22 protein-coding genes and 1 tRNA gene are annotated in these 22,014 nt (G+C 52.9%); 9 read left to right on the top strand and 14 right to left on the bottom strand.

All coding sequences use genetic code 11. The annotated features are described in order from the left end of the window. Positions 1–14: 14 nt before the first annotated feature. Positions 15–263: a hydrogenase maturation factor HybG gene (gene hybG / locus OGV74_RS07780; RefSeq protein ID WP_003024459.1), complete on the top strand. Its 249-nt coding sequence runs from the start codon at positions 15–17 to the stop codon at positions 261–263. A gap of 88 nt (positions 264–351) precedes the next feature. Here the strand turns inward: hybG and yghU are convergent, their stop codons facing one another. After that, positions 352–1,218, bottom strand: coding sequence for a glutathione-dependent disulfide-bond oxidoreductase (yghU, locus tag OGV74_RS07775; protein WP_003024455.1), 867 nt, complete (start codon positions 1,216–1,218; stop codon positions 352–354). Positions 1,219–1,435: 217 nt separating this feature from the next. On the opposite strand from yghU, the gene OGV74_RS07770 reads away from it, so the two are divergent. Both OGV74_RS07770 and gss read left to right on the top strand, forming a co-directional pair. After that, positions 1,436–3,724: an FdhF/YdeP family oxidoreductase gene (locus OGV74_RS07770; protein ID WP_032950103.1), complete on the top strand. Its 2,289-nt coding sequence runs from the start codon at positions 1,436–1,438 to the stop codon at positions 3,722–3,724. Between the two features lie 153 nt (positions 3,725–3,877). Then, a complete protein-coding gene (gene gss / locus OGV74_RS07765; protein ID WP_032950101.1) occupies positions 3,878–5,737 on the top strand; it encodes a bifunctional glutathionylspermidine amidase/synthase in 1,860 nt (619 codons plus the stop codon). A gap of 109 nt (positions 5,738–5,846) precedes the next feature. On the opposite strand, the gene OGV74_RS07760 is transcribed toward gss, so the two are convergent. Next, a tRNA-Phe gene (locus OGV74_RS07760) sits at positions 5,847–5,922 on the bottom strand. A gap of 105 nt (positions 5,923–6,027) precedes the next feature. Further along, positions 6,028–6,735: a DUF554 domain-containing protein gene (locus tag OGV74_RS07755; RefSeq protein ID WP_003846348.1), complete on the bottom strand. Its 708-nt coding sequence runs from the start codon at positions 6,733–6,735 to the stop codon at positions 6,028–6,030. Positions 6,736–7,203: 468 nt separating this feature from the next. Here OGV74_RS07755 and OGV74_RS07750 point away from each other — a divergent pair, with 468 nt between their 5' ends. Beyond that, entirely contained in the window at positions 7,204–9,339 is a 2,136-nt protein-coding gene (locus OGV74_RS07750; protein WP_086504564.1) for an ornithine decarboxylase, read from the top strand. Positions 9,340–9,391: 52 nt separating this feature from the next. On the opposite strand, the gene OGV74_RS07745 is transcribed toward OGV74_RS07750, so the two are convergent. The 4 genes from OGV74_RS07745 to mutY form a co-directional block, all read right to left on the bottom strand. Further along, a complete protein-coding gene (locus tag OGV74_RS07745) occupies positions 9,392–10,648 on the bottom strand; it encodes a nucleoside permease (protein ID WP_003027130.1) in 1,257 nt (418 codons plus the stop codon). A gap of 211 nt (positions 10,649–10,859) precedes the next feature. Next, positions 10,860–11,945, bottom strand: coding sequence for a membrane-bound lytic murein transglycosylase MltC (gene mltC, locus OGV74_RS07740; protein ID WP_008321260.1), 1,086 nt, complete (start codon positions 11,943–11,945; stop codon positions 10,860–10,862). A gap of 86 nt (positions 11,946–12,031) precedes the next feature. Further along, complete coding sequence (locus OGV74_RS07735) at positions 12,032–12,301, bottom strand: oxidative damage protection protein (RefSeq protein WP_003027126.1); 270 nt, start codon at positions 12,299–12,301, stop codon at positions 12,032–12,034. A 27-nt stretch (positions 12,302–12,328) separates the two neighbouring features. Next, positions 12,329–13,381, bottom strand: a complete 1,053-nt coding sequence (gene mutY / locus OGV74_RS07730; RefSeq protein WP_200054964.1) for an A/G-specific adenine glycosylase — start codon at positions 13,379–13,381, stop codon at positions 12,329–12,331. A 160-nt stretch (positions 13,382–13,541) separates the two neighbouring features. On the opposite strand from mutY, the gene trmB reads away from it, so the two are divergent. The 4 genes from trmB to ansB all read left to right on the top strand — a co-directional run bounded on the left by trmB (position 13,542) and on the right by ansB (position 16,591). Then, positions 13,542–14,261, top strand: coding sequence for a tRNA (guanosine(46)-N7)-methyltransferase TrmB (trmB, locus tag OGV74_RS07725; protein WP_003027117.1), 720 nt, complete (start codon positions 13,542–13,544; stop codon positions 14,259–14,261). Beyond that, positions 14,261–14,587, top strand: coding sequence for a YggL family protein (locus OGV74_RS07720; protein WP_003027115.1), 327 nt, complete (start codon positions 14,261–14,263; stop codon positions 14,585–14,587). The genes trmB and OGV74_RS07720 overlap by 1 nt, the downstream gene beginning before the upstream one ends. 49 nt (positions 14,588–14,636) lie before the next feature. Beyond that, entirely contained in the window at positions 14,637–15,356 is a 720-nt protein-coding gene (locus tag OGV74_RS07715; RefSeq protein ID WP_032950065.1) for a YggN family protein, read from the top strand. Between the two features lie 188 nt (positions 15,357–15,544). Beyond that, entirely contained in the window at positions 15,545–16,591 is a 1,047-nt protein-coding gene (gene ansB / locus OGV74_RS07710; protein ID WP_003027108.1) for an L-asparaginase 2, read from the top strand. 115 nt (positions 16,592–16,706) lie between these two features. On the opposite strand, the gene hemW is transcribed toward ansB, so the two are convergent. From hemW to OGV74_RS07685, 5 genes are read right to left on the bottom strand one after another with little or no spacing between them, the layout of a single operon-like run. Next, the gene (gene hemW, locus OGV74_RS07705; protein ID WP_086504563.1) at positions 16,707–17,843 is read right to left on the bottom strand and encodes a radical SAM family heme chaperone HemW; all 1,137 of its coding nucleotides are present in this window, start codon (positions 17,841–17,843) and stop codon (positions 16,707–16,709) included. Next, positions 17,836–18,429 (bottom strand): XTP/dITP diphosphatase, encoded by a 594-nt coding sequence (locus OGV74_RS07700; RefSeq protein ID WP_286520617.1) that lies wholly within the window; start codon positions 18,427–18,429, stop codon positions 17,836–17,838. The genes hemW and OGV74_RS07700 overlap by 8 nt, the downstream gene beginning before the upstream one ends. 7 nt (positions 18,430–18,436) lie before the next feature. After that, positions 18,437–18,727, bottom strand: a complete 291-nt coding sequence (yggU, locus tag OGV74_RS07695; protein WP_003027101.1) for a DUF167 family protein YggU — start codon at positions 18,725–18,727, stop codon at positions 18,437–18,439. Then, a complete protein-coding gene (locus OGV74_RS07690) occupies positions 18,724–19,290 on the bottom strand; it encodes a YggT family protein (RefSeq protein WP_003825417.1) in 567 nt (188 codons plus the stop codon). The genes yggU and OGV74_RS07690 overlap by 4 nt, the downstream gene beginning before the upstream one ends. An 18-nt stretch (positions 19,291–19,308) precedes the next feature. After that, positions 19,309–20,013: a YggS family pyridoxal phosphate-dependent enzyme gene (locus OGV74_RS07685; protein ID WP_086504562.1), complete on the bottom strand. Its 705-nt coding sequence runs from the start codon at positions 20,011–20,013 to the stop codon at positions 19,309–19,311. A 17-nt stretch (positions 20,014–20,030) separates the two neighbouring features. Between OGV74_RS07685 and OGV74_RS07680 the strand changes: the two genes are divergently transcribed. Continuing rightward, positions 20,031–21,011, top strand: coding sequence for a type IV pilus twitching motility protein PilT (locus OGV74_RS07680; protein ID WP_003027090.1), 981 nt, complete (start codon positions 20,031–20,033; stop codon positions 21,009–21,011). Here the strand turns inward: OGV74_RS07680 and ruvX are convergent. Together ruvX and OGV74_RS07670 are read right to left on the bottom strand one after the other, a co-directional pair. Next, entirely contained in the window at positions 21,008–21,424 is a 417-nt protein-coding gene (gene ruvX / locus OGV74_RS07675; RefSeq protein WP_003027087.1) for a Holliday junction resolvase RuvX, read from the bottom strand. The genes OGV74_RS07680 and ruvX overlap by 4 nt on opposite strands. Further along, positions 21,424–21,987 carry a YqgE/AlgH family protein gene (locus tag OGV74_RS07670; RefSeq protein WP_003027086.1) on the bottom strand — a complete coding sequence of 188 codons (564 nt, stop codon included), beginning with the start codon at positions 21,985–21,987 and terminating at the stop codon, positions 21,424–21,426. The genes ruvX and OGV74_RS07670 overlap by 1 nt, the downstream gene beginning before the upstream one ends. Between the last annotated feature and the right edge of the window lie 27 nt (positions 21,988–22,014).

Raw genomic sequence — 22,014 nt, 5'->3', positions numbered from 1 at the left:
GGGCGGAGTCAGATATGTGTATTGGAGTCCCTGGTCAGGTTCTGGCCGTTGGTGAAGATATTCACCAGCTTGCGCAGGTTGAAGTGTGCGGCATCAAACGTGATGTCAATATTGCCCTGATTTGTGAAGGTGATACGGCTGAGCTGGTCGGGCAATGGGTGCTGGTGCACGTAGGGTTCGCCATGAGCATCATTGATGAAGATGAAGCTAAAGCCACGTTAGACGCACTTCGCCGTATGGAGTACGACGTCACCAGCGCGTGATTTTATGCCGGATGGCGCAGCGCTTATCAGGCCCGCGCCTTATATGTAGGCCGGATAAGGCGTTTGCGCCGCCATCCGGCATCTTACGTTAACCCTGGCGCTTATCTTCGGTATGGGTATCGAAATCGCTGGCGTCATGGCGTTCATGAAGCTGCTCGTTCAGCGGTCCGTTGGTACGGTTCACAATACGACCACGCTTAACCGCCGGACGCGCCGCAATCTCTTTTGCCCAGCGCTGTACGTGCTTGTAGCTTCCTGCATCAAGGAACTCTGCCGCGTCGTACACGTTACCCAGAACCACATTGCCAAACCACGGCCAGACAGCCATATCGGCGATGGTGTATTCATCTCCGGCGACAAACTGATGCTGCGCTAACTGTTTATCCAACACGTCAAGTAAGCGCTTGGCTTCCATGGTGAAGCGATTAATCGCGTATTCAATTTTAACCGGCGCATAATTATAGAAGTGACCAAAGCCACCGCCGAGGAACGGGGCAGCACCCTGTAACCAGAACAACCAGTTTAGCGTTTCAGTACGTTTTGCCAAATCCTGCGGCAAGAAATAACCATATTTTTCCGCCAGATAGAGTAGGATTGCGCCAGATTCAAATACGCGAACCGGTGGGTTTTGCGAGTGGTCACGCAGTGCCGGGATCTTCGAGTTCGGATTCACCTCAACAAAGCCGCTGGAAAACTGATCGCCATCGCCGATGCGGATAATCCAGGCATCGTATTCCGCGCCCTTCACGCCCTGCGCCAGCAACTCCTCCAGCATAATCGTCACTTTCTGCCCGTTTGGCGTACCCAGCGAATAGAGCTGCAGCGGATGCTTGCCAACCGGCAGCGTTTTCTCGTGTGTAGCGCCGGAAACAGGGCGGTTGATATTGGCGAATGCGCCGCCGTTCGATTTTTCCCACGTCCAGACTTTCGCGGGCTGATAGGTATTGTCTGACATAGTGACCTGCCTTCTGAGTGGTTGTTTGATGCAGTGTAGCAGCCAGGTAGAACTCAATTTAACAGATTGGGACTTTATGCCGTTTTGTGCTGAAAGGGGAAGATAAATCTAACCCGTTCATTGTACCTGGCCCGTACTCCATGAAGAGGAAATCATTGTTGCACGGAAATTGCTACCGTATTCACCATCAAAAATTGGCGGTGAATAAGCAGTAATAATGAAAAAGGGTGTTCCAGGAGTAAGCGGTTATCAGGGCCCGGCGGGTGGGTGGGGCGCGGTAAAAGCCGTCACTGCTTCGCTGTTTTCGCAAAAGGCTGTCGCCCGCGATATTATCGCGATGTTTAAAATGAACCAGGTGAAAGGGTTCGACTGTCCGGGCTGTGCATGGCCGGACCCTGGCCATCGGGCACCGATGGAGCTGTGCGAAAATGGCGTTAAGGCGGTTTCCTGGGAGACAACCAACAAGAAAGCGTCACCAGAATTTTTCAGCCGTCACCCGGTTTCCACACTCTGGCATTACAGCGATTATGAGCTGGAAAACATCGGTCGTTTAACGCAGCCGATGAAATACGATGCCGCGTCAGACACATGGCAGGCGGTGGATTGGGATATCGCCTTCCAGGAAATCGGCGAGCGTCTGCGCAGTTATGATTCAGCCCAGCAGGTTGAGTTTTACACCTCCGGCAGAACGTCAAATGAAGCAGCGTTCCTGTATCAGCTGTTTGCCCGCGAATATGGCAGCAGCAACTTCCCTGATTGCTCAAACATGTGCCACGGACCGACCAGCGCAGGGTTAACGCCGGCCATTGGCCTTGGAAAAGGAACCGTTGAACTTGAGGACTTTGACCACTGCGATCTGGTGATTTGTATCGGGCATAACCCTGGCACTAACCATCCGCGCATGCTGACCACCTTACGCGACGTTGCCAAACGCGGGGCTAAAATTATCTCCATTAATCCGCTGAACGAAAGGGGGCTTGAGCGCTTTAGCTTCCCGCAAAGCGCGAAAGAGATGTTCACCGGTCAGGCGACGGCGCTGAGCAACGACTACTACCAGGTAAAAATGGGCGGTGACGCTTCGCTGCTCAAAGGCATCATGAAAGCGCTAATCGAAATGGACGAAGCGCGGATCTTATTGGATCAGCAGCCGACGCTCGATCATGCGTTTATCGAAGAGCATACCGCTGGATATGCCGCGTTGTATGATGACTTACGCCAGCGTAGCTGGGCGGAGCTGGAACAGGACTCGGGTCTGACGCGCAGTCAGATGGAAGATCTGGCGCACAGCTACAGTAAATCCCGCGCCACGATTGTTTGTTACGGCCTGGGCATCACCCAGCATAAAAACGGCACTGAGAACGTCCAGCAACTGGTAAACCTGCTGCTGCTGAAAGGCAATATAGGTAAGCCGGGGGCGGGGATCTGCCCGTTGCGCGGTCACTCTAACGTGCAGGGCGATCGTTCTGTGGGGATCAACGAAGCGGCGTCCGAAGATTTCCTGCAACGCCTTGAGACGTATTTTTCTATCCGTGTTCCGCGCAAACATGGTCGTTCCAGCGTGGAGAGTATTCGCGCCATTGAGCGCGGAGACGTAAAAGCACTTATCTGCATGGGTGGCAATCTGGCGGTGGCGATGCCCCAGCCGCAGCGTACCTTTGCGGCGATGAAAAAGCTGGATCTGCAGGTCCATGTGGCGACCAAACTGAACAGATCGCACCTGCTGCTGGCAAAACACAACTATTTGCTCCCCGCGTTGGGTAGAACCGAGCGCGATCTGCAAGCTACGGGCATTCAGTCTGTGACCGTCGAAGACTCAATGTCGATGGTCCACGCGTCCTGTGGCGCGCTGAAGCCGGCTTCCCGCTGGCTAAAATCCGAGCCCGCGATTGTGGCGGGCATGGCGCGCGCAACGCTGCCGCTTTCGCCGGTAAACTGGGAAGCGTTGACCGGGGACTACGCGCTGATCCGTAATGCCATTGAAGCCGTGATCCCGGCGTTCCACGACTACAACGCCCGTATTGCTGAACCGGGCGGGTTTCGTATGGATACGCCTGCTTCGCGCCGTGAATGGCGAACGGAGAATGGCAAAGCCAACTTTATCGTCAGCCATCAGCGGGCGGTAGAGCGGGAAAATCAGCCTGCCGATACGCTGATACTGGCGACGCTACGCAGCCACGATCAGTACAACACCACGATTTATGGTATGAACGATCGCTATCGTGGCATTACCGGTCGTCGGGATGTGGTGTTTTTAAGCGTCGAAGAAGCGATGAGCCGCGGTCTGAGCCAGGGTGATGTGGTCAACGTTCAGGCGCTGGACGACAACGGTCAGCCCTGCGCGGATCGCATCATGTACGGCTTAACGGTGGTGATTTACAACATGGCGGCGGGCTCAATTGGCGCGTATCTACCTGAAGCGAATGTCCTGCTCTCGTTGGACGCGGTGGATACACAAAGTTTGACTCCGGCCTATAAAAGCGTGCCGGTAATCCTTACCCAGGTGTAGTTCCTGTTGTGAATTTTTCGCCTCTGAGCGCCAGTCGCTGCGTTGAGGTGTATGATGATGTCGACCTCTGTCCGGTTAGTGTCGCAGAGCAGGCAATCAGAGCGAAAAATTCACGCCAACCTGCTCAGGCTGTATTGTTTTGAGGTAAGGTGCATGAGCAAAGGAACGACCAGTCAGGATGCCCCATTCGGGACATTATTGGGCTACGCCCCAGGTGGCGTAGCAATCTACTCTTCAGATTACAGCTCCCTCGACCCACGGGACTACGACGATGATGCGGCATTTCGCAGCTATATCGACGACGAATACATGGGCCACAAATGGCAGTGCGTAGAGTTCGCACGCCGCTTTCTCTTCCTTAACTATGGTGTGGTCTTCACCGATGTAGGCATGGCCTGGGAGATCTTCTCCTTACGCTTCCTGCGTGAAGTGGTGAATGACAATATCCTGCCGTTACAGGCATTTCCCAATGGTTCACCCCGCGCACCGGTAGCAGGCGCGTTGCTTATCTGGCAAAAAGGCGGCGAATTTAAAGATACCGGGCATGTGGCGGTCGTTACCCAGTTGCTGGAAAACAAAATCCGTATTGCCGAACAGAACGTGCTCCATACGCCGCTGCCTCCCGGACAGCAGTGGACCCGCGAGCTGGAGATGGTGGTTGAAAACGGTTGCTACACTCTGCGGGATACCTTTGACGACACCACCATCCTTGGCTGGATGATCCAGACCGAGGATACTCGTTACAGCCTGCCGCAGCCGGAGATCGCCAGTGACTCACTGAAAATTGGCGGCGCACGACTGGAAGATAACGGGCAGTTTGACGGTAAATGGCTGGATGAACAGGATCCGCTGCAAAAAGCCTACGTGCTGGCGAATGGGCATGTGATTAATCAGGATCCGCATCAGTACTTCACCATTACCGAAAGTGCCGAGCAGGAGCTGATCAAAGCCACTAACGAGCTGCACCTGATGTACTTGCACGCGACCGACAAGGTGCTGAAAGACGATAACTTGCTGGCACTGTTCGATATTCCGAAAATCCTCTGGCCGCGCTTGCGCCTTTCCTGGCAGCGTCGTCGGCATCATATGATTACGGGTCGTATGGATTTCTGTATGGATGAACGTGGACTGAAGGTGTATGAGTACAACGCCGATTCCGCCTCGTGCCATACCGAAGCTGGCTTGATTCTCGAAAGATGGGCCGAGCGTGGCTACACAGGGCAGGGACACAACCCGGCTGAAGGGTTGATCAACGAACTGGCGGGTGCCTGGAAGCACAGTCGCGCACGTCCGTTTGTCCACATCATGCAGGATAAGGATATCGAAGAAAACTATCACGCGCAGTTTATGCAGCAGGCGCTGCGTCAGGCCGGGTTTGACAGCAAAATTCTGCGTGGCCTCGATGAGCTACGTTGGGATGATGCCGGTCAACTGATTGACGGTGACGGCCGCCTGGTGAACTGTGTCTGGAAAACCTGGGCGTGGGAAACCGCGATTGAGCAGGTGCGAGAGGTCAGCGAAACGGAGTACGCCGCGGTACCAATTCGTACCGGGCATACGAATCAGGAAGTGCGTTTAATCGACGTGTTGCTGCGCCCGGAAGTGCTGGTCTTCGAACCTCTGTGGACGGTGATCCCAGGCAACAAAGCGATATTGCCAATCCTCTGGCAGCTTTTCCCGCACCACCGCTATCTGCTTGATACCGATTTCACTGTTAATGAAGAGCTGGCACAAACAGGTTATGCGGTGAAACCCATTGCAGGACGTTGTGGCAGCAACATCGATCTGGTGAGCCATCAGGAAGAGCTACTGGATAAAACCAGCGGTAAGTTTGCCGAGCAGAAGAACATTTATCAGCAGCTTTGGTGTCTGCCAAACATTGCCGGTAAATATATTCAGGTTTGTACCTTCACCGTAGGCGGTAACTACGGCGGTACCTGCCTGCGCGGCGATGAGTCGCTGGTGATTAAAAAAGAGAGCGATATCGAACCGCTGATTGTGGTGAAGAAATAATCGCAACCCCCTGTGGTGGTGATGTTACTACCACGGGGTTATTTGATGGGAATAATTTTAGAAATACTCCAAAGCAAAAACCCGCCTTTTGGGCGGGTTCTTTTAATAGTGGTGCCCGGACTCGGAATCGAACCAAGGACACGGGGATTTTCAATCCCCTGCTCTACCGACTGAGCTATCCGGGCAACGAGGCGCATTAAACCCGATTCACTTCGTTTCGTCAACGAAATTTCTTCAAATCAATGCAGACTGCACAATCTATCACCACATTGTTGCTATTGCACGCATTCTCAGGCAAAAAAAGCCGTCCACGCTGCGGAAAGCGGCATTGCCAGTAGAAGGGCAGGAAGCATATTCACCACCGCAAACATTTTAATGCCGCAAATCCGCAAACCGGTTGCAAGTAGCAACAGTCCGCCTACAGCGCTGAAATCGGCCATCATAGCAGGGGTTGTCAGCGGTAAAATCAGAGCTGCACAGGTGGCAAGCGTCAACTGAATTGCCAGCATCGGTATGAAAATGGCAGACACGGCGATCCCTAGCGAGCAGGCGAAGATAATAGCGGTGAAGAAATCGAGAAATGACTTGGCGATTAAAATATTAGGATCGCCGGTCATCCCTTCATGGATTGCCCCGAATATCCCGGTCCCGCTGGCGCAAAACAACACGATGATCGCCACATAGCTTTGGATAAAGGATTCGTGTGTTGCATTGACATCCGATTTGGTGAAAAGCTGTTGCGCTTTGGCAACCGCGGCATTGATTCCTTTTTCCAGATGGCAGAATTCGCCAATTAATGCACCGATCAGTGTCGCCAGAACCATCACCGGCAAGTTAACGCATTTGATAACCAACAAGATACCAATTCCCAACGAGCACAACCCGAATATTGAGGTCATTGAGATCCGAATACGTTCGGGTAAGTGCTGACTGAGCAGCGCGCCGAGAACACCGCCTAATAAAATGGCGCTGGCATTAATAAAGGGTCCGATTACCACGTTTGCTCCTGCATACCCATTATCGTCTTGATGTTAAAGGCAACTGTTTGGGTGAAATTATGTTTCAGATTGCATTATTATGCCGCTATTGTCAGACGAAATGCTTGTTTATCTGTGAGGTTTAAGCACAGGATTTTATCTTGCGCCAGTAGGTGAAAGGTGCCATGATTGCGCGAATTTTCTCCTGTCTGAATGGGGCTGCCTGGGATGATATTACTCCCCCTACATCGCCTTCAATATCGCCTTTTTGCGCGACGTTTTCCCCTTCCTGCGACTTATCTATACTCTGCCACCATGCGGTGAGGGCAGCGCATGCTCACTGCAGGATAACAGTAAGATCAGAGGCTATCTGCTTTTACTGATGTCTGGCGGTCGGGGCTGGTAACCAGTTTGACCCGTCATTTCGTGGGCAAAGCAATGCGGCTTTGCCCGGGACTTTTGATTTTCCCGAAACGGGTTATTGCGCTTATGAAATCAATGAAAATTGCCGCCAGTGGTGAACTGGCTTCTCGTCTTTCCAGCCATCGCCAGGTGGTTGCGCTGGACAGCACCGATTTTACTGACGTCGCGGCAGTCGTCATTACCGTTGCGGACAGCCGCAGTGGGATCCTGGCTTTGCTGAAACGCACTGGTTTTCATATACCGGTGTTTTTGTTCGCAGAGTCTGATGTCGATGTACCTGCGGGCGTTAACGCGGTGATTTGCGGTCAGGCTCAGGACTGGCTGGAGCTGGAGTCTGCTGCCTGTCAGTATGAGGAAGAGTTGCTGCCGCCGTTCTATGACACGCTTACACAGTATGTCGAAATGGGAAACAGCACGTTTGCCTGCCCGGGACACCAGCACGGTGAGTTTTTTAAGAAGCATCCGGCGGGCAGACATTTCTATGAGTTCTTTGGCGAGAACCTGTTCCGCGCGGATATGTGCAACGCTGACGTTAAGCTGGGCGATCTGCTGATTCATGAGGGATCAGCGAAACATGCGCAGAAATTTGCCGCGAAAGTTTTTCACGCGGATAAAACCTACTTTGTGCTGAACGGAACCTCTGCGGCGAATAAAGTGGTCACCAACGCGCTGCTGACGCGCGGCGATCTGGTGCTGTTTGACCGCAACAACCATAAGTCCAACCACCACGGTGCGCTGATCCAGGCCGGTGCGACGCCGGTTTATCTGGAAGCGGCGCGTAATCCGTTTGGCTTTATTGGCGGTATTGACGAGCACTGCTTTGATGAGGCGTATCTGCGCCAGCAACTGCGTGACGTTGCGCCGCACAAGGCTAACCAACCGCGCCCGTTCCGTCTTGCAATCATTCAGCTTGGTACCTATGACGGTACGATCTACAACGCCCGGCAGGTGATCGACAAGATCGGTAGCCTGTGTGATTACATCCTGTTTGATTCTGCCTGGGTTGGCTACGAGCAATTTATTCCGATGATGGCCGATGGGTCACCGCTGCTACTGGAGCTCAATGCTGACGATCCGGGGATCTTTGTCACCCAATCGGTACACAAACAGCAGGCCGGATTCTCGCAAACCTCGCAGATCCACAAAAAGGATAACCATATTCGCGGTCAGGCGCGGTTCTGTCCGCATAAGCGTCTGAACAATGCATTTATGCTGCATGCTTCCACTAGTCCGTTTTACCCGCTGTTTGCGGCGCTGGATGTTAACGCTAAAATCCATGAAGGCGAGAGTGGGCGTCGGCTATGGGCGGAGTGTGTAGCGCTGGGCATTGAGGCCCGTAAAGCGATTCTTACCCACTGTAAGATGATTCAGCCGTTTATTCCTCCGGTAGTTGATGGTAAGCCGTGGGAAAGCTATCCGACGCAGGTGATTGCCAGCGAGCGCCGCTTCTTTAGCTTTGAACCGGGTGCTAAATGGCATGGTTTTTCCGGCTACGCGCGCGACCAGTACTTCGTTGATCCCTGTAAGCTGTTGTTAACTACTCCGGGCATTGATGCGCAAACCGGGCAATATACTGAGTTTGGTATTCCGGCGACGATTCTGGCGCATTACCTGCGTGAAAACGGCATTGTTCCGGAGAAATGCGACCTTAACTCGATTCTGTTCCTGCTGACCCCGGCAGAAAGCACCGAGAAACTGGCGCAACTGGTGGCGATGCTGGCGCAGTTTGAGCAGCATATTGAGGACGATACGCCGCTGGCAGATGTGCTGCCCACCATCTTCAACAAGTATCCGGTACGCTATCGGGATTACACGCTGCGTGAACTGTGTCAGGAGATGCACGATTTATACGTCAGCTTTGATGTGAAGGATCTGCAAAAAGCGATGTTCCGACAGGAGAGTTTGCCTGCCGTGGCGATGAACCCGCAGGATGCCAACAGCGCCTTTATCCGTGGTGATGTCGAACTGGTGCGTATTTGTGATGCCGCAGGTCGCGTTGCGGCAGAAGGTGCGCTGCCTTATCCTCCAGGCGTTCAGTGCGTGGTACCGGGCGAAATCTGGGGCGGGGCGGTGCAACGTTATTTCCTGGCGCTGGAAGAGGGTGTTAACCTGCTGCCGGGCTTCTCGCCGGAGCTGCAAGGTGTGTACAGTGAAACGGATGCAGACGGTATTAAGCGTCTGTATGGATATGTTGTGAAGTAAGCGCAAAAAAAACGGGTTACCTTTTGGCAACCCGCTTTTCTCTGCGTAAACGTTAGTGCGCGATAGTTTGGGTGCCTGCCGGAACGCGTACGTGTTTATATTTAAACAGCGCCACGAAGGCAAAAGCCAGAACCAGCGAGTAACCTGCGAAGATCAGCCACACGGTCTGCCAGTCGGTAATACCGTTCAGCGTATAGTGTTCAACTACTTTACCGCTCACCAGTCCGCCCAGAATACAACCGAAGCCGTTGGTCATCATCAGGAACATACCCTGTGCGCTAGCGCGGATTTCAGGGCGAACTTCTTTCTCCACGAATACCGAGCCAGAGATGTTGAAGAAGTCGAAGGCGCAGCCGTAAACAATCATCGACAGAACCAGCAGCACGGTACCGAACGGTGTCGGATCGCCGTAGGCAAACAGGCCGAAACGCAGCATCCACGCCACAATACTGATAAGCATTACATTCTTAATACCGTAACGGCTCAAGAAGAACGGGATGGTCAGGATAAACAGCGTCTCGGAAATCTGCGAGATCGACATCATCACCGAGGCGTGTTCAACGATGAAACTACCGGAGAACAGCGGGTTGTTATCGAAGCTGTGCAGGAAGGTATTACCGAACATATTTGTAATCTGCAGCTCCGCGCCCAGCATCATGGAGAAGATGAAGAAAATCGCCATACGCTTGTTTTTAAACAGCGCGAAAGCATCCAGGCCCAGCATGGACGACCAGCTCTGGTTTTTCTGCTGGTTAGCCACCGGAATATGCGGCAGCGTCAGCGTGAACAGCGCCAAAACAACGGACAGCGTTGCACCGATATACAGCTGCATATGACTCAGCTCGAAGCCGGAGAAGCTCACGCCCCACATCGCCATGATAAAGCCGATAGTGCCCCAGATACGGATTGGCGGGAAGTCCGTTACGATATCCATCCCGGCTGACTGCAGGCGATAGTAAGAAATGGTGTTGATTAACCCCAGCGTTGGCATATAGGCCAAAGAGTTAAGCAAGATCACAAAGAACATCGCACCTGGGGTGGTGACTTCGGCTGCGGCGAACAGCGTTGCTGCACCGACCAGGTGACAAATGGCGTACACCCATTTCGCACTGATCCATTTGTCGGCCACGATCCCTAACAGCGTAGGCATAAACACGGCGGCGATCCCCAGCGAGCTATACACTGCGCCAATGGATGCACCATCGAATTTTAGGGTGACAAACATATAGGAGCCGAGGGTAGTGAGCCAACTACCCCATAAGCAGAACTGCAGAAACGAGAGCACTTTCAGCTGCAGCTTAAGATTCATGTTAATTTCCTCACACCGTAATGCGGATGAATGTTTTAAAAGGCACATTTGCCGGGGTTTGATGATGTGATTCTATCAACGAGGGACACTCTTTTTTTGTTACCTGTGACAAATATTTGCAAACAATTTCTGATTGCAAAGCAAAAGAGTGATGGAGTTAACACTTTACCCTCTTCCGGACCCCGTTTACCGGGGCAGAAGAGGGGATATATTAGCGGCGTCGATATGATTTTTGTGCGGAATTGACCTTGTAAAGGTATCGGCGTGATTCAGCAGACGGATGTCGGGTAGTCAGCGTTTGATAAACGTCCCCCGGGGTCATGCTGTTGATAATATTCGCGGCCTGGATTTTATCGTTCGAGAAAACGCGCAGCACGCTGCCCGCACCGCCGTTATATGCCGTGATCACCGCGTAGCGACGGGATGTTGGATTATCAATGCCGCCTAAATAGACATTGTTGAGCATAGCCAGATAGGCGGTACCGGTATCAATGTTGCTGGCCGGGTCAAACAGGAAGCTACGGCTCGGTGTGCCGGAGCGCCCTTGCGAGCGAAACACATCTTTCCCGGCGCTGTGCTGTACCACCTGCATCAGTCCCAGCGCATCGGCATGGCTGACCGCATATGGGTTAAATGAGGATTCGGTTTGCATGATGGCCAGAATCAGTGACTCATCGACGCCATACTTACGCGAAGCCTGACGCACCATGCCGACGTATTTATGCGCGCGCTTATCAAGGTGGTTCGGTACCAGGTTGATCGTCACGCTATAGATGATGCGAATACCATTGCTGCGGCTTTTCAGGCGTGTTTTCAGCAGATAGTCAGCGAAATTGGTGGCACGCCCCTCCCAACGAATGGGCTTGCCGGTATTATCGACCACCTGCCCGTACAGGAACGGCTCTTTGGAAATCTTAATGTCGTCGACATCGGAATAGAGGTCGATAGAACCTGGATCATCCCCCATCAGCAATGTCTTGATAATCGCCCGACGCAGGTGCCCGGCGGGATCTGTCCCGGCAATGGTCTCGACGGTTATCGTACCGTCATCAAAGTTGATATGGCTGCGGGTTTGATACTGATCGGTATACTTTACGTAGTCCTTTGGACCCGCAATCAGCACTTCCTTAAATCCCCACAAATTCTCAATGTTATGGGCAAATTGCCCCATCAGAATATCAAAACCGTTGGTATCCTTGACCCAGGCTTCGTTATAGGAATCGCCTTTTTTGGTCGAACTGGAACAGGAGATGAGCAACGGCGCAATAACGGCAAGCGCGAGAAATTTTTTCATCATTCCGGGAGTGCGTGTTGTGTTTGTTATTTGCAAGGACCAGATTAAATCGTAGGCCGGATAAGCGCAGCGCCATCCGGCAACGGTTCTTAAGACTCTGGTGTATAGCCTTCAATATGCACGTCTTTGCCTTCAAACAGGAAGTTGATCATCTCCTGCTCAAGCAGTTTACGATGCTCAACGTTCATCATATTGAGCTTCTTCTCGTTAATCAGCATGGTTTGCTTATGCTGCCATTGCGCCCATGCTTCTTTAGAAATCTCGTTGTAGATGCGTTTCCCCAGATCGCCCGGGTACAGCTGAAAATCCTGGCCTTCTGCTTCGCGTTGCAGGAAAGTGCAAAAAATCGTTCTGCTCATAAAAAATCCTCTCTATCGACCGGTACGTTAAACGTGTGTACCGGCACGTAATTGCTGTAACAAACGCTCCACGGGAGCCGCCAGTCCGACCGACGGCGGTTGCGCTAAGTTATACCAGAGCGCGTTGCCTTCATCCAAGCATGCGCCGAATGAAGACACAGGAAGCCACATAGGCACAATGTCTAAGTGGAAATGGCTAAAGGTATGGCGAAACGCATTAAGTTGGGTCAGATTATCTGCGTTAATTTGCCGTTGCGCCAGCCAGTTGCGCAGTCCATCTTCGCCGTCAAACTGTGGAAAACAGTATAAACCACCCCATAAGCCGCTGGGCGGTCGCTGTGCGAGCAGCACTTCGTCATCATGCTGCATCAGTAAAAAATAGCCCGTTCGTTCCGGCAGCGTTTGCTTGGGTTTTTTACCCGGGTACAACGCCCAGCTTGCATTGGCGCTGGCCACACAGCCATTTTCCAACGGACACAGCGAACATTTAGGTTTTGAGCGCGTACAGACCATGGCGCCTAAATCCATCATCGCCTGATTAAAACGCTCAACGCCATGGGCGGGCGTCACCTGCTCGCTCAACTCCCACAGCTTCTTTTCGACCTCTTTTTTACCCGGCCAGCCGCTTACAGCATAACAGCGAGCCAGCACGCGTTTGACGTTACCGTCGAGAATCGGAAAATGCTGACCCAGAGAGAGGGAAAGGATCGCGCCTGCGGTTGAGCGACCGACGCCAGGTAGGGCGGCCACCTCATCAAAAGTTTGCGGAAATATACCGCTATGCAGCGTGACAACCTGCTGCGCGGCTTTATGCAGATTACGCGCTCGGGCGTAATAACCCAGCCCGGTCCACAAATGCAGAACCTCATCCAGCGGCGCATGGGCTAAATCCGTTACCGTTGGGAAGCGCGCCATAAAGCGTTCAAAATAAGGGATAACGGTCGCAACCTGAGTTTGTTGCAGCATTACCTCAGAGAGCCATACTTTGTAAGGCGTCTTATCAATTTGCCAGGGCAGCGTTTTCCGCCCGTATTTGTCGTACCAGCTCAAAACCTGAGCCGAGAATTGAGACGCTTGCATGATTACCGTTTCATTATTGCCGGGGGCAAGATTGCAGCACAGCGGCAACGGGGTGTAAACCGGAACTTTCCGCTGCTCACTTTCTTCCTTTACTTGCATCCGGCAACTAACTTTGGATAATGCCCGTTTTCAGAACTCAAACACAGCAGACTAAACTTTTATGAAGAACGACGTCATTTCACCGGAATTTGATGAAAACGGCCGCCCTCTGCGCCGGATTCGTAGTTTTGTTCGTCGCCAGGGGCGACTGACGAAAGGGCAGGAGCACGCGCTGGAAAACTACTGGCCGGTGATGGGCGTTGAGTTCAGCGAAGAGCCTGTAAATTTCGCAGAACTGTTTGGCCGTGATGCGCCAGTCACGCTGGAAATCGGTTTTGGTATGGGAGCGTCGCTGGTCGCAATGGCGAAAGCGCGTCCGGAACAGAATTTCCTTGGCATTGAGGTTCACTCGCCGGGCGTTGGTGCGTGTCTGGCTTCAGCCCATGAAGAGGGTGTCGAGAACCTGCGCGTCATGTGCCATGATGCCGTTGAAGTCCTGCATAAAATGATTCCTGACAATTCTTTATCTATGGTTCAGTTGTTTTTCCCTGACCCGTGGCATAAAGCACGTCATAATAAACGCCGTATCGTTCAGGTACCGTTTGCTGAGCATATCTTAAGTAAGCTGAAGCTGGGCGGCGTATTCCACATGGCAACCGACTGGGAAGCTTATGCGGAACATATGCTGGAAGTGATGTCCTCCATTGACGGGTATAAAAACCAGTCCGAGAGTAACGATTATGTACCGCGCCCACAATCGCGCCCGGTAACCAAATTTGAACAACGTGGTCATCGTCTTGGCCACGGCGTATGGGACTTAATGTTCGAGAGGGTGAAATAATGGCAAAGAACCGTAGCCGTCGTCTGCGTAAAAAGATGCACATCGAAGAATTCCAGGAAGTAGGATTTTCGGTTGCATGGCGTTTCCCGGAAGGTACATCTGGAGAGCAGGTCGATCAAATCGTTGATGACTTTATCAATGAAGTTATCGAACCGAACAAGCTGGCTTTTGACGGCAGCGGCTATCTGGCCTGGGAAGGTCTGATCTGTCTGCAGGAAATCGGCAAATGCACCGAAGAACACCAGGCAATCGTGCGTAAGTGGCTGGAAGAGCACAAACTAGAAGAAGTGCGTACCAGCGAACTTTTCGATATTTGGTGGGACTAAGTAGCACAGGGTCGGCAAATGCCGGCCCGATTTGTCTTGAGGGAAAGATATGATGCGCAAAACGCTGCTGGCGGCAGTCCTAACGTTCACGGCGATGGCCGCACATGCAGATTACCAGTGCAGCGTCACCCCGCGTGACGATGTGATTTTGAGCCCACAAACGGTGCAGGTGAAGGGCGAGAACGGCGACCTGATTATTACCCAGACCGGCGATGTCACCTTCAACGGTAAACAGTACAGCCTGAACGCCGCACAGCGTGAGCAGGCCAAAGATTATCAGGCGGCGTTGCGTAGCAGCCTGCCGTGGATTGACGAAGGTGCCAGAGCGCGCGTAGAGAAAGGTCGCGTGGCGCTGGATAAAATCATCGCCAAAGAGGTCGGTGAAAGCAGCAACATGCGTGGCCGCTTAACCAAGCTGGATGCGCAATTGAAAGAGCAGATGAACCGCATCATCGAGCATCGAACTGATGGCCTGACCTTCCATTATAAGGCGATTGATCAAGTCCGCGCGGACGGACAACAGCTGGTTAATCAGGCGATGGGCGGTATTTTGCAGGACAGCATCAACGAAATGGGTGCCAAAGCCGTACTCAAAGGCGGTGGTAATCCGTTGCAGGGCGTGCTCGGGAGTCTCGGTGGCTTGCAAACCTCAATTCAGAACGAATGGAAGAATCAGGAACAAGACTTCCAGCAGTTTGGCAAAGATGTTTGTGCCCGCGTCGTGACGCTGGAAAACGATCGTAAAACGCTGGTTAGCACTCTGAAATAATCTTCACCTCTTTTTAACGGCGCAGAAACATTCTGCGCCGTTTTATTTTGTATATTTCTGTTTTTTTGATATCCATCTCTAAGAATGGCAATTTGGTGGAGATATAAATCTGGTTAATTGGAACTCGTCACATTATTCATCTGTAGGATAGACATAATGCTGCAAATTCAAGTAACTGGAGAAATAACATGGAGTTTTTCAAGAAAACGGCACTTGCCGCACTGGTTATGGGTTTCAGCGGCGCGGCGCTTGCACTGCCAAACATCACCATTTTAGCGACCGGCGGGACGATTGCTGGCGGTGGTGATTCCGCGACAAAATCTAACTACACGGCAGGCAAGGTTGGCGTAGAAAATCTGGTTGAGGCCGTACCTCAGTTGAAAGATATCGCTGTCGTTAAAGGCGAGCAGGTGGTGAACATCGGCTCCCAGGATATGAATGACGAAGTCTGGTTAACGCTGGCCAAAAAGATTAATACCGAGTGTGATAAAACCGACGGCTTCGTGGTGACACATGGTACGGATACCATGGAAGAAACCGCCTATTTCCTCGACCTGACCGTCAAGTGCAACAAGCCGGTCGTGCTGGTCGGCGCCATGCGTCCATCTACGGGTATGAGTGCTGATGGCCCGTTCAACCTGTATAACGCAGTGGTAACTGCCGCAGACAAAGCCTCTGCCAACCGCGGAGTGCTGGTGGTGATGAACGACACCGTTATGGATGGTCGCGACGTGACTAAAACCAACACTACCGACGTTGCTACCTTCAAATCCGTTAACTACGGCCCGTTGGGTTACATTCATAACGGTAAAATCGACTACCAGCGTACGCCTGCGCGTAAGCACACCACGTCTACTCCGTTCGATGTTTCTAAGCTGACCGAGTTGCCGAAAGTTGGGATTGTTTACAACTATGCTAACGCCTCCGATCTGCCGGCAAAAGCACTGGTAGATGCGGGTTACGCAGGGATCGTTAGTGCAGGTGTAGGTAACGGTAACTTGTATAAAACCATTTTCGATACGCTGGCAACCGCCGCGCATAAAGGTACCGTTGTGGTGCGTTCATCTCGTGTACCAACGGGTGCCACCACGCAGGATGCAGAAGTTGATGATGCAAAATACGGATTTGTGGCTTCAGGTTCCCTGAACCCGCAAAAAGCACGTGTTCTGCTGCAGCTTGCGCTGACTCAAACCAAGGATCCTAAACAGATCCAGGAAATGTTTAATCAGTATTAATGACTGAAGGTGGCTGCGCTCATCGACCTAACCCTGTAGGCCTGATAAGCGCAGCGCCATCAGGCAATTTGCCGGATGCGGCTCAAGGCCTTATCCGGCCTACATCGTTACCGTATTACTCCGCCAGAAACAGCTCCAACAGAGAGTTCAAAAACAGCTTACCGTGTTGAGTAATCTGCCAGTATTCATCGCATTCACTCAGGTAGCCCTGGGAAATAGCCTCATCGATCTGTCGACGAATAACGTCCTCGGTAAGCCCGGTATATTGTCTGAACTCCGCGCGAGGCGCGGCCTCAAGCAACCGGAAACGGTTCATAAAGAACTCGAACGGCTTATCGGCTTCGGCGACATCACGCTGGCTTTCGAGATAACGCCCTTGCATGTAGCCACGCGGATGCCGCGTTTTGGTGGTACGCAGAATGCGCCCGTCCGGGAACGTAATTTTGCCATGCGCGCCGCAGCCAATACCGAGATAGTCGCCAAAACGCCAGTAATTAAGGTTGTGCTGACACTGATAGCCCGGCTTCGCATAGGCTGAGGTTTCGTACTGTTGATACCCGGCGGCGGTCAGCAACTGGTGGCCTTGCTCAAAAATATCCCACAGCGCATCATCGTCTGGTAAAACAGGCGGTTGGGAACCGAACAGCGTGTTGGGTTCGATGGTCAACTGATACCAGGAAAGATGCGGTGGGTTGAGCGCGATGGCCTGCTGTAAATCGCCCAGCGCCTCTTCCAGCGTCTGATCTGGCAAACCATGCATCAGGTCGAGGTTAAAGCTGCGTAGCCCCAGACCGCTCGCCAGGTGTGCTGCTCGTTTGGCTTCTTCCGGCCCGTGAATACGTCCCAGACGCTCGAGTTTGGCGGAGCTAAAGCTCTGTACGCCAATCGAGATACGGTTTACGCCAGCGCGTTGATAATCAACAAAGCGATCGGCTTCCACCGTCCCGGGATTCGCCTCCATTGTGATTTCTGCATCTGCGGCCAGATTCAGCCGTGCACGCACGCCGTCGAGCAGCGTTTGCATTGCCGGGCCAGAAAGCAGGCTCGGCGTACCACCACCGATAAAAATTGTCTTTACTTCCCGCCCCTGGGCGTGGGCCACCTCAGTATCCAGATCGCTCAGCAGGTGCTGAACATAGTCGTCATGAGGAACCTCGCCCTTAAGCGCATGCGAGTTAAAGTCGCAGTACGGGCATTTCTGCACGCACCAGGGGATGTGAATATAAAGACTTAGCGGCGGAAGGTTAACCATTGCGCAGGGCATCCAGCAGCAGCTTCAGTGCCTGTCCGCGGTGAGAAATCGCACTTTTTTCTTCGCGGGTCAGCTCAGCAGCTGTTTTTCCTTCGGACGGCACAAAAAAGATTGGGTCGTAACCAAAACCACCGTTTCCGGCCGGTTCACGGGTAATCACGCCCGGCCAGCTTCCGTGGCACACTAAAGGCGTGGGATCGTCCGCATGGCGCATATACACCAGCACGCAGTGGAATTGCGCCTGACGCTGGTCATCCGGGACATCCCGCAGGGTGTGCAGCAGTTTTTCCAGGTTCTGCTGATCGGTCGCATCTTCGCCGGAATAGCGGGCTGAATAGATACCCGGCGCGCCGCCAAGGGCATTTACTGCCAGGCCGGAGTCATCAGCAATGGCTGGCAAACCCGTAATTTGCGCGGCATGACGCGCCTTCAGAATGGCGTTCTCAATAAACGTCAGTCCGGTCTCTTCTGCAGAATCAACTCCCAGATCCGTTTGGGCAACAACATCAAGACCGAAATCACTCAGAAGAGAGGAGAGTTCACGCACTTTACCGGCATTGCCGGTCGCGAGGACAACTTTTTGCATGGGATACCTAATCAGTTAGCGCCGCAATTTCGGGCGGGATCTGTTGCGGATGAATAATTTTAACCTGTTTGTGGCGACCAAGCTCGCCCTTCTCAATAACGACCTGGCTTTTCGCTACGCGGAACTGTTTGCCGAGAAACTTCACCAGATGGCTGTTGGCTTGTCCATCGACCGGCGGGGCGGTAATGGCGACTTTAACTTCGTCGCCATGTAAACCCACAATACTGTCACGGCTGGCTTTCGGCTGAATATAGAGCCGTAAAACCAGACCGTCGTCGCAGGGTGTAACGGCACTCATAGCGCCATCCACAGCCCCGGCAGCAGCATGTTGCCTGTCGCCTGTAACACTTCCGCGATACCCATGTTAATGACATAGAGCAGCAGAACCAGAATCATTGGGGAGAAATCGATCCCGCCCATGCCTGGAAGTATGCGACGGATAGGACGCAACAGCGGATCCGCCAGTTGAATCAGCACGTACTCCACCGGACTGCGACCCTGGCTGACCCAGCTCATAATCGCCATTACCAGCAGCACCCAGAAAATCAGCAGCCCAATGGTCTTCAGGACAATCAGCACGGCGGCGATCCAGATGATCGGCTGGAACGTGACCACCTTAAATAGCACGATGGCTTTGATAAAGCTGAGAACGAGCGCGACTAATGCTGATGCGCTGTCAATGGGCCCCATTGGCGGAATAATACGGCGTAACGGCCCAATAATGGGCTGAGTGATTTTCACAATAAACTGCGAGAACGGGTTGTAGAAATCGCAGCGAGACCATTGCATCCACACGCGCAGCAGCAGCGCCATGGTATACAGCTCAATTACCGTTGAGAGCAGGAAGGTCAACGTATTCATGGTGTTCCTTAATTTTCCTTATTTTTTAGTGTAATCACGAGCACCAAAAATGGCAGTGCCGATGCGCACCATCGTGCTACCCGCCGCGATAGCGGCATCCATATCATCAGACATCCCCAGCGAGAGCGTATCGATATTTGGATAGCGTGTTTTCAACCCGGCAAATGCTACAGCCATTTGCTGTGCAACTTCAAACTGCCTTACATAATCTGACTCAGGAGCGGGAATAGCCATCAAACCACGCAGGGTAATGCGCGGCAGCGCAGCGACTTCAGCGGCCAGGGCATCAAGCTCTGCCAGCGGAATCCCTGACTTACTGTTCTCATCGCTGATATTAATCTGGATCAGCACATTCAGCGGCGGCAGGTCTGCCGGGCGCTGTTCGCTCAGACGGGCAGCGATACGTAGACGGTCGATCGTATGGCACCAGTCAAAATGTTCAGCGACCAGACGACTTTTGTTGGACTGCAGCGGGCCGATAAAGTGCCACTGCAGATCGTTGACGCTTTTTTCCTGAAAGTAGCGGATTTTATCCACCCCTTCCTGGACATAGTTTTCACCGAAGGCACGCTGCCCTGCGGTAATGGCTTCTTCGATGGCGCTCGCAGGTTTGGTTTTGCTGACTGCAAGCAACATAACTTCTTCTGAAGACCGCCCGCAACGCGTCGCGGCGGCTGAGATTTTGTCCCGGACATGTGCCAGGTTATGCGCGATATCGTTCATTTTCCGAGGATGTTCATATGAATATGGAAGAAATAGTGGCCCTTAGTGTAAAGCATAACGTGTCGGATCTACACCTGTGCAATGCATGGCCTGCGCGTTGGCGCAGACATGGAAAAGTCGAAAGCGCACCGTTTACCGCGCCTGACGTAGAGAATCTGCTGATGTGCTGGCTCAGTGAGCAACAACAGGTACAGTTGCAGGAGCAAGGGCAGATTGATTTTGCCGTTACCCTGACGGACTCCCGGCGGCTGCGCGCCAGCGCATTTGTCCATCTGCAGGGAACCTCGCTGGCGCTAAGACTGCTACCGCTGGATTGTCCTCATTTAGACGATCTTCAGCCTCCCGCGGTCATACCTGAACTGCTTCACAGTGAAAATGGGTTGATTCTGGTGACAGGCGCTACCGGCAGCGGTAAATCTACGACCCTGGCGGCGATGGTGGAGTATCTTAATCAGCATATTGAGGGGCACATTCTGACGCTGGAAGATCCTATTGAATATCGCTACACCAGCCGACGTTGTCTGATTCAACAGCGGGAGGTGGGCGCACATTGCGCCTCTTTCGCCACCGGTTTGCGCGGTGCGCTACGCGAAGATCCCGACGTTATTTTGCTGGGCGAGCTGCGCGACGTGGAAACCATTCGGCTGGCATTAACGGCGGCGGAGACCGGACATCTGGTGCTGGCAACGTTACATACGCGAGGTGCGGCGCAGGCCATCGCGCGGCTGGTGGATTCCTTTGCAGCAACAGAGAAAGATCCTGTGCGTAACCAACTGGCAGATAGCCTGCGGGCGGTTCTTTCGCAAAAACTGGAGGAGGATAAGCAGGGGGGACGCGTGGCGCTATTCGAACTGCTCGTCAACACGCCCGCCGTGGGCAATTTGATCCGCGAAGGGAAAACGCATCAGCTACCCGGCGTGATTCAAACCGGGCAGCAGACAGGTATGCAGACGTTTGCACAAAGTTTACAGCAGCGACAGGCGCAGGGGCGGCTTTAATAGCCCTGCTCGAAATAGCTTTCCAGGATAATAACGGCAGAAGCGGAGTCTACTTTGCCTTTATTCAACGCCCGGTAACCGCCTTGCTCAAACAGGCCTGAGCGGGCTTCGACGGTGCTCAAACGTTCATCGTGCAGCGTTACGGTTACGCCAAAGCGACCATGAATGCGGTTAGCGAATTTACGTGCGCGCGCGGTAAGGGGCTGTTCGGTGCCATCCATGTTGAGCGGCAGGCCGACAATGATTTCATCCGGTTGCCACTCTTTCAGCAGGCGTTCAATCAAATTCCAGTCTGGCGTACCGTCCTGTGCTTTGATGGCGGGCAATGGCCTGGCCGTACCGGTAATGCGCTGACCCACGGCGACGCCGATACTTTTCGTACCAAAATCAAAAGAGAGTAATGTTCCGTTCATCATGCGTGTCCCGCCACGCCGGGCATGGTCTGAATATCTATCCCGATAAGCTTCGCCGCATCGCGCCAGCGGTCGGCAATCGGCGTTTTGAATAAGATGTTGAGATCGGCAGGGGCCGTAAGCCAGGCGTTATCCAGTAACTCTTGTTCCAGTTGGCCCTTTTCCCATGATGAATAGCCTAATGCCACCAGCACCTCGGATGGTTGCTCCTGCGTGCCCAGAGTTTCTAATACATCGCGGGAGGTTGTGATGATGGTGTTATCAGAAATGCGAATACTGGACGCAAAGCGCGACGGTGGGGTATGAAGTATAAATCCACGGTCTTCTGCCAGCGGGCCGCCGAGCATCACGGGCTTATCCAGACGAATGGCCGGATCGCGTTCTTCTGGAGTAATCTTCAGCTTTTCCAGAATCCCTTCAATTTGTAAGTTTTCCAGAGGCTTATTGACGATAATCCCCATTGCTCCGTTCTCATTGTGTTCGCAAATATACACCACGGAACGGCGGAAAATTGGATCCTGGAGAGCAGGCATGGCAATTAGAAAGTGATGCTGTAAATTCATTGTCAGAGGTTCTGTTTCCTGGTTCAA

Source organism: Citrobacter sp. Cf116, assembly GCF_030336505.1.
Classification (GTDB): domain Bacteria; phylum Pseudomonadota; class Gammaproteobacteria; order Enterobacterales; family Enterobacteriaceae; genus Citrobacter; species Citrobacter freundii.
The sequence above is the reverse complement of the archived record's forward strand: the minus strand, read 5'-3'. Positions and strand labels throughout refer to the sequence as shown.

Excerpts from the sequence above, each read along its gene's own strand:
- hybG (WP_003024459.1), top strand. The coding sequence starts at position 15 with ATGTGTATTGGAGTCCCTGGTCAGGTTCTGGCCGTTGGTGAAGATATT.
- yghU (WP_003024455.1), bottom strand. The coding sequence starts at position 1,218 with ATGTCAGACAATACCTATCAGCCCGCGAAAGTCTGGACGTGGGAAAAA.
- OGV74_RS07770 (WP_032950103.1), top strand. The coding sequence starts at position 1,436 with ATGAAAAAGGGTGTTCCAGGAGTAAGCGGTTATCAGGGCCCGGCGGGT.
- gss (WP_032950101.1), top strand. The coding sequence starts at position 3,878 with ATGAGCAAAGGAACGACCAGTCAGGATGCCCCATTCGGGACATTATTG.
- OGV74_RS07750 (WP_086504564.1), top strand. The coding sequence starts at position 7,204 with ATGAAATCAATGAAAATTGCCGCCAGTGGTGAACTGGCTTCTCGTCTT.
- OGV74_RS07745 (WP_003027130.1), bottom strand. The coding sequence starts at position 10,648 with ATGAATCTTAAGCTGCAGCTGAAAGTGCTCTCGTTTCTGCAGTTCTGC.
- mltC (WP_008321260.1), bottom strand. The coding sequence starts at position 11,945 with ATGATGAAAAAATTTCTCGCGCTTGCCGTTATTGCGCCGTTGCTCATC.
- OGV74_RS07735 (WP_003027126.1), bottom strand. The coding sequence starts at position 12,301 with ATGAGCAGAACGATTTTTTGCACTTTCCTGCAACGCGAAGCAGAAGGC.
- mutY (WP_200054964.1), bottom strand. The coding sequence starts at position 13,381 with ATGCAAGCGTCTCAATTCTCGGCTCAGGTTTTGAGCTGGTACGACAAA.
- trmB (WP_003027117.1), top strand. The coding sequence starts at position 13,542 with ATGAAGAACGACGTCATTTCACCGGAATTTGATGAAAACGGCCGCCCT.
- OGV74_RS07720 (WP_003027115.1), top strand. The coding sequence starts at position 14,261 with ATGGCAAAGAACCGTAGCCGTCGTCTGCGTAAAAAGATGCACATCGAA.
- OGV74_RS07715 (WP_032950065.1), top strand. The coding sequence starts at position 14,637 with ATGATGCGCAAAACGCTGCTGGCGGCAGTCCTAACGTTCACGGCGATG.
- ansB (WP_003027108.1), top strand. The coding sequence starts at position 15,545 with ATGGAGTTTTTCAAGAAAACGGCACTTGCCGCACTGGTTATGGGTTTC.
- hemW (WP_086504563.1), bottom strand. The coding sequence starts at position 17,843 with ATGGTTAACCTTCCGCCGCTAAGTCTTTATATTCACATCCCCTGGTGC.
- OGV74_RS07700 (WP_286520617.1), bottom strand. The coding sequence starts at position 18,429 with ATGCAAAAAGTTGTCCTCGCGACCGGCAATGCCGGTAAAGTGCGTGAA.
- yggU (WP_003027101.1), bottom strand. The coding sequence starts at position 18,727 with ATGAGTGCCGTTACACCCTGCGACGACGGTCTGGTTTTACGGCTCTAT.
- OGV74_RS07690 (WP_003825417.1), bottom strand. The coding sequence starts at position 19,290 with ATGAATACGTTGACCTTCCTGCTCTCAACGGTAATTGAGCTGTATACC.
- OGV74_RS07685 (WP_086504562.1), bottom strand. The coding sequence starts at position 20,013 with ATGAACGATATCGCGCATAACCTGGCACATGTCCGGGACAAAATCTCA.
- OGV74_RS07680 (WP_003027090.1), top strand. The coding sequence starts at position 20,031 with ATGAATATGGAAGAAATAGTGGCCCTTAGTGTAAAGCATAACGTGTCG.
- ruvX (WP_003027087.1), bottom strand. The coding sequence starts at position 21,424 with ATGAACGGAACATTACTCTCTTTTGATTTTGGTACGAAAAGTATCGGC.
- OGV74_RS07670 (WP_003027086.1), bottom strand. The coding sequence starts at position 21,987 with ATGAATTTACAGCATCACTTTCTAATTGCCATGCCTGCTCTCCAGGAT.